A 13,370-nucleotide genomic window follows, 5' to 3' on the forward strand; every position below is an offset into this window, starting at 1 on the left:
CTCCGCGTTAACCCACGTTTCGGGAAGGCACCCGGTTCATCTCACGGAACCCCTGGATGGCGATTCCGTATACGGCCGGCGGGCAAGGCCGGTTGCCGGGCCCGCGCCGGCCCGGAGCCGGCCCGTCATCCCGCAATCAGCAGCCGGTGGCGGTCCGCGCCGCCGCGCCGACCGTCCAGGGCAGCGCGATCCAGACCGTCTTGCCGCCGTCCTCGGTGGGGCTGACCGAGAGCCGGCCGCCCGCTTCCGCGGTGAGCCAGCGGATGATGACCATGCCCCGGCCGTTGTCCTGCTGGACGGCGGCCGGAAGCCGCTTGGGCCAGCGCGGATGGCTGTCGGTCACCCCGATGCGCAGCCACTCCTCGCGCTCCAGCCGGATGCCGACGGTGAAGGTGGGCGACTGGCCGAAGGTGTGCTGCACGGCGTTGGTGGCGAGCTCCGAGACGATCAGCCGGACGCTGTCGGCGGTGGTGTCGTCATCGGGCAGTCCCCATTCGGCCAGCACCTCCGCGACGTAGCGGCGGGCGGTGGCGACCGAAGCGGGATCGCTCGGCAGAGTGACGGATGCTTCCTGGTGATCTGCCATGGCGACGGTCCCTTTCCCACCGGGGCGAGCCGCCCCGGATCTGTGCTGGACGCCAGAGTGCCACCCATCGTCCCGTCGTTTCTGCCGTTCCCCCACGATATGCATATATCTGTCGCTCAATGCGGTGAACTCTGCTACGGAATAGCGTATTTGGACGGCAGACTGGCGCGAGCTGTGCCGGTGGAAGGAGGCGGGTATGCAGCACGGTCCCGCGGTGCGTCGGCGCAAGCTCGGCGAGGAACTGCGTGCCCTGCGCGACCGGTCCGGTCTCACGAGTGGTGAGGCGGCCCGGTTCGCAGGATGGCACCAGTCGAAGATCAGCCGCATCGAGACGGGGCGCAGCGGGGTCAAGCCGGAGGACATCCGCCTGCTCCTCGACGTGTACGGGGAGATCGTGAGCCCCGAGCAGCGGGCCCTGCTGGAAGCGCTTTCGGCCTCCGCGGCCGGCCCCGGCCCGGGGGGCGACACCGGGCGGGGCCGCCAGTGGTGGCACGACTACCGGGGGCTGCTGCCCCAGGAGTACCGGGACTTCATCAGCCTGGAGGCGGGCGCCCGGTCGGCGCGCACGGTGGAGCTGGCCGTGGTGCCCGGGCTGCTGCAGACCGCCGGGTACGCGCGGGCGGTGACCCGGGCCGCGCTGGGCGGGCTGCCGGAGCCCAAGGTGGACGCGCTGGTCGAGGTCCGGATGGCGCGCCAGAAGGTGCTGCGGGTCGATCCGCCGCTGGAGCTGAGTGCCGTACTGGACGAGGCGGTGCTGCGCCGCCAGATCGGCGGGCCGGGGGTGATGGCGGGACAGCTGAGGCACCTGGTGGAGGTGGGACGGCTGCCCCAAGTCCGACTCCAGGTACTGCCGTTCAGTGTGGGAGGCCATCTCGGCCTCACCGGGCCGTTCGTAATTTTCTCATTTCCGAACATCGCCGATCTGGACGTGGTGGTACTCGACCATTTGACGAGTAGCCTCTATCTGGAGCGGAAGGAAGACCTTGAGGCGTACAGCGCCGCGTTCCGCACCATTCAGGCGCACGCCCTCCCGCCCCAGGACTCGTCGGATCTCATCAGCTCACTCGCTGACGACGCCTAAGGAGGCACCCCCCGTGTCCGCAAGCCCTTTATCCACCGGCGGACTTCTGATCAGCGCGCGGTGGCTGCGGAGCAGCCGCAGCACCGGAATGAACAACTGCGTGGAAGCCGCCGTCCTCGGCGGCGGCCTGCTGGCCGTCCGCGACTCCAAGCGGACGGACGGCCCGGCCGTGCTCTTCACCGGGCCGGCCTGGACCGGCTTCCTCGCGAGCGTACGAACGGACGTGGCCGACTGACGTCCTAACGGTCCGCGGCTCCGGCCGGGGCGGTCTGCAGAATCGTTCCGACGGCCCGATCGATCTCCTCCCCCGTGAGATCGGCCCGGGCGGTCAGCCGCAGCCGGGAGATACCGTCCGGCACCGACGGCGGCCGGAAGCACCCCACGGACAGTCCCGCCTCCCGGCAGTCGGCGGCCCAGCGCAGTGCCGCCGAGGCCGAGGGGGCCCGTACCGACACCACGGCCGCGTCCGGCCGGGCCGCGGTCAGGCCGGACGCGGTGAGCCGCCCGTACAGCCGGTCGGCCACCTCGCGGGCGCGGGCGGCGCGCTCCGGTTCCCGCCGGAGCAGGCGCAGGCTCGCCAGCGCCGCGCCCGCGGCGGCCGGGGCCAGGCCGGTGTCGAAGATGAAGGTGCGCGCCGTGTTGACCAGGTGGCGGATGACTTTGGCCGGACCCAGCACCGCGCCGCCCTGACTGCCCAGCGACTTCGACAGGGTGAGCGTGGCCACCACCCCCGGATCGCCCGCGAGTCCGGCGGCGTGCAGCGCGCCGCGACCGCCCTCCCCCAGCACGCCCAGGCCGTGCGCGTCGTCGACCAGCAGGGCCGCGCCCTCGGCACGGCAGGCCGCCGCGTAGTCCGCGAGCGGGGCTGCGTCCCCGTCGACGGAGAACACCGAGTCGGTGACCAGCAGCGCGCGGCCTCCGTGCGCGGCGAGCGTCTTGCGCGCGGTGTCCGGGTCGGCGTGCGGGATCACGGCGGTCTCGGCGCGCGCGAGGCGGCAGCCGTCGACGATCGAGGCGTGGTTCCCGGCGTCGGAGACGACCAGCGTGCCCCGGTTGCCGAGCGCGGTGACCGCGGCGAGGTTGGCCGCGTAGCCGGAGGAGAGGACCAGCGCGGCCTCGAACCCGCAGAAGGCGGCGAGCTCCCGCTCGAGCTCCGCGTGAAGCTCGGTCGTGCCCGTCACGAGACGGGAACCGGTGGCTCCGCCACCCCACAACTCGGCGGCCTCCCGTGCGCCGCGCACGGTCTGCGGATGCCGGGACAGCCCGAGGTAGTCGTTGCTCGCGAGGTCCAGCAGCGGGGAGAGCGCCGGCCGCGGGCGGAGCGTACGGACCAGCCCCGCCGCTTCCCGGGCGCGTTCCGCGGCATCGATCCAGGCGAAGACGTCCACCGGATCGGGGGTGTGCTGGGGCATCGGCAGATCCTCGTGTTTTGTCGGCAGTCCACAGACCTGCCCGACCCTAGCCGCCGCGACTTGAGTGTCAGGTGTGGCGATACACACACTCCCATCCGGCCATGTTGTGCGATCTCTCCTTGGCCGGGAGTGGTGGTGTGGTCCAGGATCGGCCTCATGGACCTGCTGAACACCCTGGTGGACAAGGGGCTGCGGCGCGAGCTGCCGACCCGCGAAGAGGCGCTCGCCGTACTGGCGACTTCCGACGACGAACTGCTCGACGTGGTGGCCGCGGCCGGCAAGGTGCGCCGCCAGTGGTTCGGCCGCCGGGTCAAGCTCAACTACCTGGTCAACCTGAAGTCGGGCCTGTGCCCGGAGGACTGCTCCTACTGCTCGCAGCGCCTCGGCTCGAAGGCCGAGATCCTCAAGTACACCTGGCTCAAGCCCGAGGAGGCCTCGCAGGCCGCGGCGGCCGGTGTCGCGGGCGGCGCGAAGCGCGTCTGCCTGGTCGCGAGCGGCCGCGGGCCGACGGACCGGGACGTGGAGCGCGTCGGCAAGACGATCGCCGCGATCAAGGAGCAGAACGAGGGCGTCGAGGTCTGCGCCTGCCTGGGCCTGCTCTCCGACGGCCAGGCCGAGCGGCTGCGCGACGCGGGCGCGGACGCGTACAACCACAACCTCAACACCTCCGAGGCGACGTACGGCCAGATCACCAAGACCCACACCTACGCGGACCGGGTCGACACGGTGCAGAAGGCGCACGCCGCCGGCCTGTCCGCCTGCTCCGGTCTGATCGCGGGCATGGGCGAGAGCGACGAGGACCTCGTCGACGTCGTCTACTCGCTGCGCGAGCTGGACCCGGACTCGGTTCCGGTCAACTTCCTGATCCCGTTCGAGGGCACCCCCCTCGCCAAGGAGTGGAACCTCACCCCCCAGCGCGCCCTGCGGATCCTCGCGATGGTGCGCTTCGTCTGCCCCGACGTCGAGGTCCGGCTCGCGGGCGGGCGCGAGGTGCACCTGCGCTCCATGCAGCCGCTGGCCCTGCACCTGGTGAACTCGATCTTCCTGGGCGACTACCTCACCAGCGAGGGCCAGGCCGGCCAGGCGGACCTCGACATGATCGCGGACGCCGGCTTCGAGGTGGAGGGCGCCGGTACGGCCACCCTCCCGGCCCACCGGGCCGACGTCGCGGAAGCGGCCACCGGGGGCGGCTGCGGCTCGCACGGCGGCGGCGCCTCCCTCTGCGGTCCGGCGGGTGCCGGCGAGGCGGACCCGGCGTCCGGGGCGGGCTGCGGCTCGGCCTGCGGCGGCTGCTCCGGACACGCGGAAGCTGCGCCCGTACCGGTGCGGGCCGATGCCGGCGAGGTCCGCTCGGACCTCGTGGCGGTCCGCCGCCGCGGTGCGGGAACGGACCTCGCGCCCAATGCCTGACCAGCTCGACCCGCCGCTGTCCGGCGCGGAACTCCTCGCCCTGGACCGGCAGCACGTCTGGCACCCGTACGGCCCGATGCCCGGGCGGCAGGAGCCGCTGGTCATCGCCTCCGCCTCGGGCGTGCGGCTGCGGCTCGCCGACCCGTCCCAGGGGCAGGGCCACGAGGAGCTCGTCGACGGCATGTCCTCCTGGTGGTCGGCCATCCACGGCTACAACCACCCGGTGCTGAACGAGGCGGCGACCACCCAGCTGGGCCGGATGTCGCACGTGATGTTCGGCGGGCTCACCCATGAGCCCGCCGTCCGGCTCGCCGCGAAGCTCGTCGAGATCACCCCGCCGGGGCTGGAGCACGTCTTCCTCTCCGACTCGGGCTCGGTGTCCGTCGAGGTCGCGGTCAAGATGTGCCTGCAGTACTGGCGTTCCCTGGGCCGCACGGGCAAGACCCGGCTGCTGACCTGGCGCGGCGGCTACCACGGGGACACCTGGCAGCCGATGGCCGTCTGCGACCCCCAGGGCGGCATGCACGAGCTGTGGCAGGGCCACCTGCCGCGGCAGGTGTTCGCGGACGCGCCGCGCGGGGACTTCGACACCCCTCTGGACCCGGCGTACACGGACCACCTGCGGTCCCTGATCGCCGCCCACGCGGACGAGCTGGCAGCGGTGATCGTGGAGCCGGTGGTGCAGGGCGCGGGCGGCATGCGCTTCCACAACCCCGCCCACCTGCGGGTGCTGCGCGAGCTGTGCGACGAGTACGGCGTACTCCTCATCCTGGACGAGATCGCGACGGGCTTCGGCCGCACCGGTGCGCTCTTCGCCGCGGACCACGCGGGGATCACACCGGACGTGATGTGCCTCGGCAAATCACTGACGGGCGGTTACCTCACGCTCGCGGCGACCCTGTGCACGGAGCGGGTGGCCGACGGGATCTCCCGGGGCGAGGTGCCGGTGCTCGCCCACGGGCCGACCTTCATGGGCAATCCGCTGGCGACGGCCGTGGCGCTCGCCTCGATCGAGCTGCTGCTCGGCCAGGACTGGGCGACCGAGGTCAAGCGGATCGAGGCGGGGCTGCGCGAGGGCCTTTCGGCCGCGGCCGGGCTGCCGGGCGTACGGGACGTACGGGTGCTGGGCGCGATCGGCGTGGTCCAGCTGGACCACGAGGTCGACATGGCGGCCGCCACGGCGGCGGCGGTGCGGGAGGGCGTCTGGCTGCGCCCGTTCCGCGACCTGATCTACACCATGCCGCCGTTCGTCACGGGCGACACCGATGTCGCCCGGATCTGCCGAGCGGTGTGCGCGGCGGCGCGGGAAGGCTGAGATGTCCATTCTGGTCGTGTCCGGTACGGGCACGGAGATCGGCAAGACCGTGGTCACCTCGGCGGTCGCCGCCGCGGCGGTGGCCGCTGGGCGCTCGGTGGCGGTGCTCAAGCCCGCCCAGACCGGTGTCGGCCCGGACGAGCCGGGGGACGCGGCGGAGGCCGTCCGGCTGGCCGGCCCCGCCGTCACGGCGAGGGAACTGGCCCGCTACCCGGAGCCGTTGGCCCCGGACACGGCGGCCCGCCGGGCCGGGCTGCCGACGCTCTCCCCCTCGGAGATCGCCGAGGCGGCCCGCGAGCTGTCCCTCCACCACGACCTGGTCCTGGTGGAGGGCGCGGGCGGCCTGCTGGTCCGCTTCGACGAGGCGGGCCACACCCTGGCCGACGCCGCGGTCCTGCTGGGCGCCCCGGTCCTGGTGGTCGCCGCGGCGGGCCTCGGCACCCTCAACTCCACCACCCTGACGGCGCAGGCCCTGCGGGCGCGGGGCCTGACGGCGCTGGGCGTGGTCGTCGGCAGCTGGCCCGCCTCCCCAGACCTGGCCTCCCGCTGCAACCTGGCCGACCTCCCGAAGTCCGCGGGCGTCCCCCTCCTGGGCGCGATCCCGGAAGGCGCGGGCACCCTCCCGCCACCGGACTTCCGCACCCAGTCCCCCACCTGGCTCGCCCCACCCCTCAGCGGCACCTGGTCTCCCACCTCCTTCCTGACCACATGGGCACCCCCGGAGTTCACCCCCGCCGACGCCTGAGGCGCGGGGCCCGGGGCGGAGCCCCGGCAACGGCGCCGCACCTGCCCGGCAGACGCGAGGCCCCGCCGGGCAAAATCCAGCCCCGCCGGCGCTCGAGGCGCGGGGCCCGGCGCAGCGCCGGCAACGGCACGGCACCCCCGGGAGGGATGAGGCCCGGCCGACAGGGGCAGGCTGAAGGTACGGGTACGTACGCCACCGCCCCCGCCCCCGGAGGTCCGCCATGCCGCCGCGCCACGACCCGGTTCACCACCCGCTCTTCGCCCGCTTCTACGCCCGAGCCAGCCGATCCGCCGAGACCCGCGCCGGCATCGCCGCCCTCCGCCGCGAGCTCCTCCACGGAGTGTCCGGCCGCGTGATCGAGATCGGCGCCGGGAACGGCCTGAACTTCCCGCACTACCCCCGCGCGGTCTCCGAGGTCGTCGCCGTGGAACCGGACCGCACCCTCCGCCGGCTCGCCACCCAGGCGGCCCTGCGCGTCGAGGTCCCGGTGGACGTCGTACCCGCCGCCGCCGAGGCGCTCCCCGTCAAGAGCGAGGCCTTCGACGCCGCCGTCGCCTCCCTGGTGCTGTGCTCCGTACGGGACCTGGCCCGCTCCCTCGCCGAACTGCACCGCGTGCTCCGCCCCGACGCGGAGCTGCGCTTCTTCGAGCACGGCCTGGCGCCCGGCCCCGGCATGGCCTCCGTCCAGCGCGCGCTGGACCGTACCGTCTGGCCGTTGCTCTTCGGCGGCTGCCACACCTCCCGCGACCCGCTCGCCGCGGTGGAGGCGGCCGGGTTCCGGATCGTCTCGCAGCGCAGCTTCCGGCTGCCCGAGCGCGGCCCGGCGCTGCCCACGTCCTACTGCGTCATCGGGTCGGCGCGCCGAGTGGCTTGACCCAGCGGGTCCACTGCTCCTCGGGCCGGTAGCCGGCCGCGTCCCACGCCCGGTGCGCGGAGGCGTTGCGGTCGAGCACCATGGCGTCCGCGCGCCGTCCGCCGAGCGCCTCGAACCGCTCCTCGGCCGCGGCCAGCAGGGCGCTGCCTATGCCCTGCCTGCGGTGTGCCGGGTGGACGGCGAGCCGGTAGAGGTGGCAGCGCCAGCCGTCGAACCCGGCGATGACGGTGCCGACGAGCTGCCCGTCACGGCGGGCGAGCAGCAGCGCGTGCGGGTCGCGGGCGTGGAGCCGCTCGACCCCGGCGAGATCGTCGCTGATACTCGTCCCCTCGGCAGCGGCTTGCCAGAAGTCCAGTACGGCGGTGAGATCGGCCGCCGCAGCAGGGCCGATGTGAAGATCGCTCATGTCCGGATCCCATCATCCGGGCCGCTCCGCCAAAAGAATGATCCCCCCTCTTTGCCCCTCCTTTACCATGGGGGCAAAGATCCTCCTGATTGAAAGGTGTGAGCGTCCGCCCATGGGCGAGCCTCCCAGTCCACGAGATTCCCGCTTCCCCCGTGCGAGGCATCGCGCGACCCCCCGCCTCCTGGCCGATCATGGGACGGAGGTGATCGAGCGATGACCGAAGTGCTCCTGCTCGTCGTGGCGCTCCTGCTCTGCCTTGCCTGCGGAGTCTTCGTCGCGGCCGAGTTCTCGCTGACCACCGTCGAGCGCAGTGAGCTCCAAAAGGCCGTCGAGCGCGGTGAGCGGGGAGCCGACAGCGCTCTGGCCGCCGTCCGGACCCTGACCTTCCAGCTCTCCGGCGCCCAGCTCGGCATCACCGTGACCGGCCTGGTCATCGGCATGATCTCCAAGCCGTCGATCGCCGCCCTGCTCCAGGGCCCGTTCCAGTCCATGGGGCTGTCGGCCAGTGCCGCCTCCTCCACCGCCCTGGTCCTCGGCACGGTCCTGTCGACCATCGTCCTGATGGTCGTCGGCGAGCTGGTGCCCAAGAACTGGGCGATCTCCTCCCCGCTGGCGATCGCCAAGCGCGTGGCGACGCTGCAGCGGGTCTTCAGCCGGGCCTTCAGGCCCCTGATCAGCCACCTCAACACCACCGCGAACCACATGGTGCGCCGCTTCGGGCTGGAGCCGGCCGAGGAGCTGGCCTCCGCCCGCACCCCGCAGGAGCTGGTCGCCCTGGCGCGGCACTCCGCCAAGGCGGGCGCGCTGGAGAAGGACACCGCCGAGCTGTTCGTACGGACCCTGAACCTGGCCGACCTGACCGCGGAGAACGTGATGACCCCGCGCGTCCAGGTCACCGCCCTGGACGTGCAGGCGACCGCCGAGGACGTGGCGAACGCGACCCTGGCCACCGGCCTGTCCCGTTTCCCGGTCTACCGGGGCAGCCTGGACACGGTCGTCGGCACCGTCCACATCAAGGACGTTCTGGCCCTGCCCGCCGAGGAGCGCCACCGGCGCCCGGTGTCGCAGCTGCTGCGCGAGCCGCTGCTGGTACCGGAGTCGCTGACCGTGGACCGGCTGCTGGACCGGCTGTCCGGCAAGCAGACGATGGCCGTGGTCATCGACGAGTACGGCGGCACGGCGGGTGTGGCGACCCTCGAGGACATCGTCGAGGAGGTCGTCGGCGAGGTCCGCGACGAGCACGACCCGCACGAGACCGCGGACCTAGCCCCGGCCGGCACGGACGAGGACGGGCGCCGCGTGTACTCCGCCGACGGCGCGGTCCGCACCGACCAGCTCCAGCGCATCGGACTGCGCGTGCCGGAGGGCCCGTACGAGACCCTGGCCGGGCTGATAGCGACCGAGCTGGGCCGGATCCCGTCCGTCGGGGACAGCCTCGACCTGGACGGCTGGCACCTGGACGTGGTGGACGCCGGCGGGCGCCGGGCCGCGCGGGTGCTGCTGCACGTACCGCCCGAGCCGGACGGCGGGACGGCCGAGAAGTACGACAAGGACGAGAAGGACGGGGAGAAGGGCCGATGACCGCTGTTCAGCTGCTGATCGGCCTGGCGACCCTGGTCGTCAACGCCTTCTTCGTCGGCGCGGAGTTCGCGCTGATCTCGGTCCGGCGCAGCCAGATCGAGCCGTACGCCGAACAGGGCGACCGGCGGGCCCGCGCGGTGCTGTGGGGTCTGGAGCACGTGTCGGCCATGATGGCGGCGGCCCAGCTCGGCATCACCCTGTGCACCCTGGTGCTGGGCGTGGTGGCCGAACCGGCCATCGCCCACCTGCTCACGCCGCTGTTCGACGCCGTCGGGGTGCCGTCCGCCCTGACGCACGCGATCTCCTTCGCGGTGGCCCTGGCGCTGGCGACGTACCTGCACATGCTCTTCGGCGAGATGGTGCCGAAGAACGTGGCGCTGGCCGAACCGGTGCGCACCGCGCTGCTGCTGGGCTCGCCGCTGGTGACCCTCACGCGGGGGCTGCGGCCGGTGATCTTCGCGATCAACGCCTTCGCCAACGCCCTGCTGCGCCTGCTGCGGGTGGAGGTGAAGGACGAGGTCGCGGCGACCTTCTCGGACGACGAGCTGGCGCGGATGGTCAAGGACTCCAGCAATGCGGGTCTGCTGGACGACCGGGCGAGCGAGCGCCTGCACGACGCCCTGGAACTGGGCCGCCGGCCGGTCACCGATGTGGTGCTGCCGGCGGACCGGGTGAGGTCGGCGCGGGAGGGCATCACGCCGGCGGGCCTGGAGCGGATGTCGGCGCAGACCGGCTACTCCCGTTTCCCGGTGATCGACGCCCAGCACCGGATCCTGGGCTACCTGCACGTCAAGGACGCCCTGGACGCGGACCCGGGTGCCCGCGACGAGCCCTTCCCGGTGCCCGCGCTGCGGCCGATCGCCCAGGTCCGGGCGGAGACCCCGCTGGACGACGTGCTGACCGCCATGCGGCGCAGCCGGACGCACCTGGCCGCCGTACTGGGGCCGGACGGAGCCATGACGGGCCTGGTCAGCATGGAGGACGTGCTGCGGGAGCTGTTCGGCAGGCCGGCTTCCGCCTGACGGGTGTGGTACCCCGGCCCCGCGGGGCCGGGGTACCGCGCGGTAGCATCGCTCCCGCCATGGAGATGAATGCCTCTTACACCAGTTTCGTCGCGGTCGGCGACTCCTTCACCGAGGGCATGTCCGACCTGCTGCCCAACGGCTCCTACCGGGGCTGGGCCGACCTGCTGGCCGCCCGCCTCGCGGCGCGCGAGCCCGGCTTCCGCTACGCGAACCTGGCGGTCCGCGGGAAGCTGATCGGGCAGATCGCCGAGGAGCAGGCCCCGGTCGCGGCGGCCATGGGCGCCGACGTGGTCACGCTGGTCGGCGGACTGAACGACACCCTGCGCCCCAAGGTGGACATGGGCCGGGTCCGGGGGCACCTGGAGGCGGCCGTGGAACTGATCGCCCCGTCCTGCAAGCACCTCGTCCTGATGCGCTCGCCGGGACGCAGCGGGCCGGTCATGGAGCGCTTCCGTCCGCGCATGGAGGAGCTCTTCGCCATCATCGAGGAGCTCGCGGCACGGCACGGCGCCCTGGTGGTCGACCTGTACGGGGCAGCCTCGCTCGGCGACCCCCGCATGTGGGACGTCGACCGGCTGCACCTGACGGCCGAGGGCCACCGCCGGGTGGCCGAAGCCGTCTGGCAGGCCCTCGGCCTGCCCGCCGAGCTGGACTGGCGCACGGAACTGCCCGCCGCGCTGCCCCCGGGCTGGGCGGTACGCCGCTCCCAGGACCTGAGCTTCGCCCGGCAGCACCTGCTCCCCTGGGTCGGACGCCGCCTGACGGGCCGCTCCTCCGGGGACGGCCGCCCGGCCAAGCGCCCGGAACTGCTGCCCTACGAGCCCGTGGCGCAGGATCCCCTCTCGTAGCAAGGCACAATCGGAGCCGGGGTCCCTACCTGCGTAAACGCACAGCCGCGGCCCAAGTAGAATCCCTCTACGTGACTGCCAAGCCCCGCATCCCCAATGTCCTGGCCGGCCGCTACGCCTCCGCGGAGCTCGCCGTCCTGTGGTCCCCCGAGTACAAGGTGACGCTGGAGCGGCGGCTGTGGCTCGCCGTGCTGCGCGCCCAGAAGGACCTCGGCATCGAGGTCCCCGACGCGGCCCTCGCCGATTACGAGCGCGTCCTGGAGACGGTCGACCTCGCCTCCATCGCCGAGCGCGAGAAGGTCACCCGGCACGACGTGAAGGCCCGCATCGAGGAGTTCAACGCCCTCGCCGGCCACGAGCACGTCCACAAGGGCATGACCTCCCGCGACCTGACCGAGAACGTCGAGCAGCTCCAGATCCGGCTCTCGCTGGAGCTGGCCCGTGACCGCACGGTCGCCGTCCTGGCCCGCCTGGGCAATCTGGCCGGCGAGCACGCCGAGCTGGTCATGGCCGGCCGCTCCCACAACGTCGCCGCGCAGGCGACCACCCTGGGCAAGCGCTTCGCGACGGCCGCCGATGAGCTGCTGGTCGCCTACGACCGCCTCGAGAACCTCCTGGCCCGCTACCCGCTGCGCGGGATCAAGGGCCCGGTGGGCACCGCCCAGGACATGCTCGACCTGCTCGGCGGCGACGCGGCCAAGCTCGCCGACCTGGAGCAGCGGATCGCCGCCCACCTCGGCTTCGCCCAGGCCTTCACCTCGGTCGGCCAGGTCTACCCGCGGTCCCTCGACTACGACGTGGTCACCGCCCTGGTGCAGCTGGCCGCCGCCCCGTCGTCGATCGCCAAGACGATCCGCCTGATGGCCGGCCACGAGCTGGTCACCGAGGGCTTCAAGCCGGGCCAGGTCGGCTCCTCCGCGATGCCGCACAAGATGAACACCCGCTCCTGCGAGCGCGTGAACGGCCTGATGGTCATCCTGCGCGGTTACGCCTCGATGACCGGCGAGCTGGCCGGCGACCAGTGGAACGAGGGCGACGTCTCCTGCTCCGTGGTCCGCCGCGTGGCCCTGCCGGACGCGTTCTTCGCCTTCGACGGCCTGCTGGAGACCTTCATGACGGTGCTGGACGAGTTCGGCGCCTTCCCGGCGGTCGTCGCCCGCGAGCTGGACCGCTACCTGCCGTTCCTCGCCACCACCAAGGTCCTGATGGGCGCGGTGCGCGCCGGGGTCGGCCGCGAGGCCGCCCACGAGGTCATCAAGGAGCACGCGGTCGCCTCCGCGCTCGACATGCGCGAGCAGGGCGCCGAGCGCAACGAGCTGCTGGACAAGCTGGCCGCCGACGACCGGATGCCGCTGGACCGTGCCCAGCTCGACGCCCTGATGGCCGACAAGCTGTCCTTCACCGGCGCGGCGGGCGACCAGGTCGCGGCGGTGGTCTCCCGCATCGAGGCCATCGCCAAGCAGCACCCGGAGGCCGCCGGGTACGCGCCGGGGTCGATCCTCTGACCCCCGACGAGCTCAACGCCGCCCGTGACCGCGTCATCCCGGACGTGGTCGCGGGCGGTCTGCGCGTGCTCTTCTGCGGCATCAACCCCGGTCTCCTCTCCGCCGCGACGGGCCACCACTTCGCCCGCCCCGGCAACCGCTTCTGGCCCGTCCTGCACCTGTCCGGCTTCACGCCCCGCCGCCTGGACCCCGCGGAGCAGGAGGAACTGCTGACCTACCGCCTCGGCATCACCAACGTCGTGGCCCGCGCCACGGCCCGCGCCGACGAGCTGACCACCGAGGAGTTCCGCGAGGGCGGCCGCATCCTGACGGCCAAGGTGGAACTGCTGCGCCCCCAGTGGCTCGCCGTGGTCGGCGTCACCGCCTACCGCACCGCCTTCGGCGAGCGGAAGGCCCGGATCGGCCCCCAGGAGCGGACCATCGGCTCCACCCGCGTCTGGGCCCTTCCCAACCCCAGCGGCCTCAACGCCCACTGGACGGCCGAGTCCATGGCCCAGGAGTACGCCCGCCTGCGCGCGGCCGCCGACGCCTCCGAACTCCGCGAGCTCCCCGAACCCTAGGCGCTCTCTTTTCGGATCCTGT

At 73.0% G+C, this 13,370-nt stretch carries 14 protein-coding genes; 11 read left to right on the forward strand and 3 right to left on the reverse strand.

The window, feature by feature from the left end:
- Positions 1–136 precede the first annotated feature (136 nt).
- Positions 137–586 carry an ATP-binding protein gene (locus BGK67_RS07075; RefSeq protein WP_069919102.1) on the reverse strand — a complete coding sequence of 150 codons (450 nt, stop codon included), beginning with the start codon at positions 584–586 and terminating at the stop codon, positions 137–139.
- Positions 587–782: 196 nt separating this feature from the next.
- Here BGK67_RS07075 and BGK67_RS07080 point away from each other — a divergent pair, with 196 nt between their 5' ends.
- On the forward strand, positions 783–1,667 hold the full coding sequence (locus tag BGK67_RS07080) for a helix-turn-helix domain-containing protein (RefSeq protein WP_069919103.1): 885 nt from the start codon (positions 783–785) through the stop codon (positions 1,665–1,667).
- 13 nt (positions 1,668–1,680) lie between these two features.
- Positions 1,681–1,902: a DUF397 domain-containing protein gene (locus tag BGK67_RS07085; protein WP_069919104.1), complete on the forward strand. Its 222-nt coding sequence runs from the start codon at positions 1,681–1,683 to the stop codon at positions 1,900–1,902.
- Positions 1,903–1,906: 4 nt separating this feature from the next.
- On the opposite strand, the gene BGK67_RS07090 is transcribed toward BGK67_RS07085, so the two are convergent.
- Positions 1,907–3,079, reverse strand: coding sequence for an 8-amino-7-oxononanoate synthase (locus BGK67_RS07090; protein WP_069919105.1), 1,173 nt, complete (start codon positions 3,077–3,079; stop codon positions 1,907–1,909).
- A 156-nt stretch (positions 3,080–3,235) separates the two neighbouring features.
- Between BGK67_RS07090 and bioB the strand changes: the two genes are divergently transcribed.
- The 4 genes from bioB to BGK67_RS07110 all read left to right on the forward strand — a co-directional run bounded on the left by bioB (position 3,236) and on the right by BGK67_RS07110 (position 7,423).
- Complete coding sequence (bioB, locus tag BGK67_RS07095; protein WP_069919106.1) at positions 3,236–4,489, forward strand: biotin synthase BioB; 1,254 nt, start codon at positions 3,236–3,238, stop codon at positions 4,487–4,489.
- Positions 4,482–5,804 (forward strand): adenosylmethionine--8-amino-7-oxononanoate transaminase, encoded by a 1,323-nt coding sequence (locus tag BGK67_RS07100; protein ID WP_069919107.1) that lies wholly within the window; start codon positions 4,482–4,484, stop codon positions 5,802–5,804. The genes bioB and BGK67_RS07100 overlap by 8 nt, the downstream gene beginning before the upstream one ends.
- Before the next feature lies 1 nt (position 5,805).
- Positions 5,806–6,549 carry a dethiobiotin synthase gene (gene bioD, locus BGK67_RS07105; RefSeq protein WP_069919108.1) on the forward strand — a complete coding sequence of 248 codons (744 nt, stop codon included), beginning with the start codon at positions 5,806–5,808 and terminating at the stop codon, positions 6,547–6,549.
- Positions 6,550–6,769: 220 nt separating this feature from the next.
- Positions 6,770–7,423, forward strand: coding sequence for a class I SAM-dependent methyltransferase (locus BGK67_RS07110; protein WP_069919109.1), 654 nt, complete (start codon positions 6,770–6,772; stop codon positions 7,421–7,423).
- On the opposite strand, the gene BGK67_RS07115 is transcribed toward BGK67_RS07110, so the two are convergent.
- The gene (locus tag BGK67_RS07115; RefSeq protein WP_069919110.1) at positions 7,395–7,829 is read right to left on the reverse strand and encodes a GNAT family N-acetyltransferase; all 435 of its coding nucleotides are present in this window, start codon (positions 7,827–7,829) and stop codon (positions 7,395–7,397) included. The two genes, BGK67_RS07110 and BGK67_RS07115, sit on opposite strands and share 29 nt — an antisense overlap.
- A gap of 213 nt (positions 7,830–8,042) precedes the next feature.
- Here BGK67_RS07115 and BGK67_RS07120 point away from each other — a divergent pair, with 213 nt between their 5' ends.
- The 5 genes from BGK67_RS07120 (at position 8,043) to mug (ending at position 13,348) form a co-directional block, all read left to right on the forward strand.
- On the forward strand, positions 8,043–9,410 hold the full coding sequence (locus BGK67_RS07120) for a hemolysin family protein (RefSeq protein WP_069919111.1): 1,368 nt from the start codon (positions 8,043–8,045) through the stop codon (positions 9,408–9,410).
- A complete protein-coding gene (locus BGK67_RS07125; protein ID WP_069919112.1) occupies positions 9,407–10,432 on the forward strand; it encodes a hemolysin family protein in 1,026 nt (341 codons plus the stop codon). The genes BGK67_RS07120 and BGK67_RS07125 overlap by 4 nt, the downstream gene beginning before the upstream one ends.
- Positions 10,433–10,491: 59 nt before the next feature.
- Positions 10,492–11,283: an SGNH/GDSL hydrolase family protein gene (locus BGK67_RS07130; protein ID WP_069919113.1), complete on the forward strand. Its 792-nt coding sequence runs from the start codon at positions 10,492–10,494 to the stop codon at positions 11,281–11,283.
- Between the two features lie 71 nt (positions 11,284–11,354).
- Positions 11,355–12,788 (forward strand): adenylosuccinate lyase, encoded by a 1,434-nt coding sequence (gene purB, locus BGK67_RS07135; RefSeq protein WP_069919114.1) that lies wholly within the window; start codon positions 11,355–11,357, stop codon positions 12,786–12,788.
- Complete coding sequence (gene mug, locus BGK67_RS07140) at positions 12,785–13,348, forward strand: G/U mismatch-specific DNA glycosylase (protein ID WP_069923690.1); 564 nt, start codon at positions 12,785–12,787, stop codon at positions 13,346–13,348. Before purB ends, mug begins: the two co-directional genes overlap by 4 nt.
- Positions 13,349–13,370 lie beyond the last annotated feature (22 nt).

Origin of the sequence: Streptomyces subrutilus (assembly GCF_001746425.1) — a bacterium.
Lineage (GTDB): Bacteria > Actinomycetota > Actinomycetes > Streptomycetales > Streptomycetaceae > Streptomyces > Streptomyces subrutilus_A.

Coding starts and splice junctions, on each gene's coding strand:
- BGK67_RS07075 (WP_069919102.1), bottom strand. CDS start 586: ATGGCAGATCACCAGGAAGCATCCGTCACTCTGCCGAGCGATCCCGCT.
- BGK67_RS07080 (WP_069919103.1), top strand. CDS start 783: ATGCAGCACGGTCCCGCGGTGCGTCGGCGCAAGCTCGGCGAGGAACTG.
- BGK67_RS07090 (WP_069919105.1), bottom strand. CDS start 3,079: ATGCCCCAGCACACCCCCGATCCGGTGGACGTCTTCGCCTGGATCGAT.
- bioB (WP_069919106.1), top strand. CDS start 3,236: ATGGACCTGCTGAACACCCTGGTGGACAAGGGGCTGCGGCGCGAGCTG.
- BGK67_RS07100 (WP_069919107.1), top strand. CDS start 4,482: ATGCCTGACCAGCTCGACCCGCCGCTGTCCGGCGCGGAACTCCTCGCC.
- bioD (WP_069919108.1), top strand. CDS start 5,806: ATGTCCATTCTGGTCGTGTCCGGTACGGGCACGGAGATCGGCAAGACC.
- BGK67_RS07110 (WP_069919109.1), top strand. CDS start 6,770: ATGCCGCCGCGCCACGACCCGGTTCACCACCCGCTCTTCGCCCGCTTC.
- BGK67_RS07115 (WP_069919110.1), bottom strand. CDS start 7,829: ATGAGCGATCTTCACATCGGCCCTGCTGCGGCGGCCGATCTCACCGCC.
- BGK67_RS07120 (WP_069919111.1), top strand. CDS start 8,043: ATGACCGAAGTGCTCCTGCTCGTCGTGGCGCTCCTGCTCTGCCTTGCC.
- BGK67_RS07125 (WP_069919112.1), top strand. CDS start 9,407: ATGACCGCTGTTCAGCTGCTGATCGGCCTGGCGACCCTGGTCGTCAAC.
- BGK67_RS07130 (WP_069919113.1), top strand. CDS start 10,492: ATGGAGATGAATGCCTCTTACACCAGTTTCGTCGCGGTCGGCGACTCC.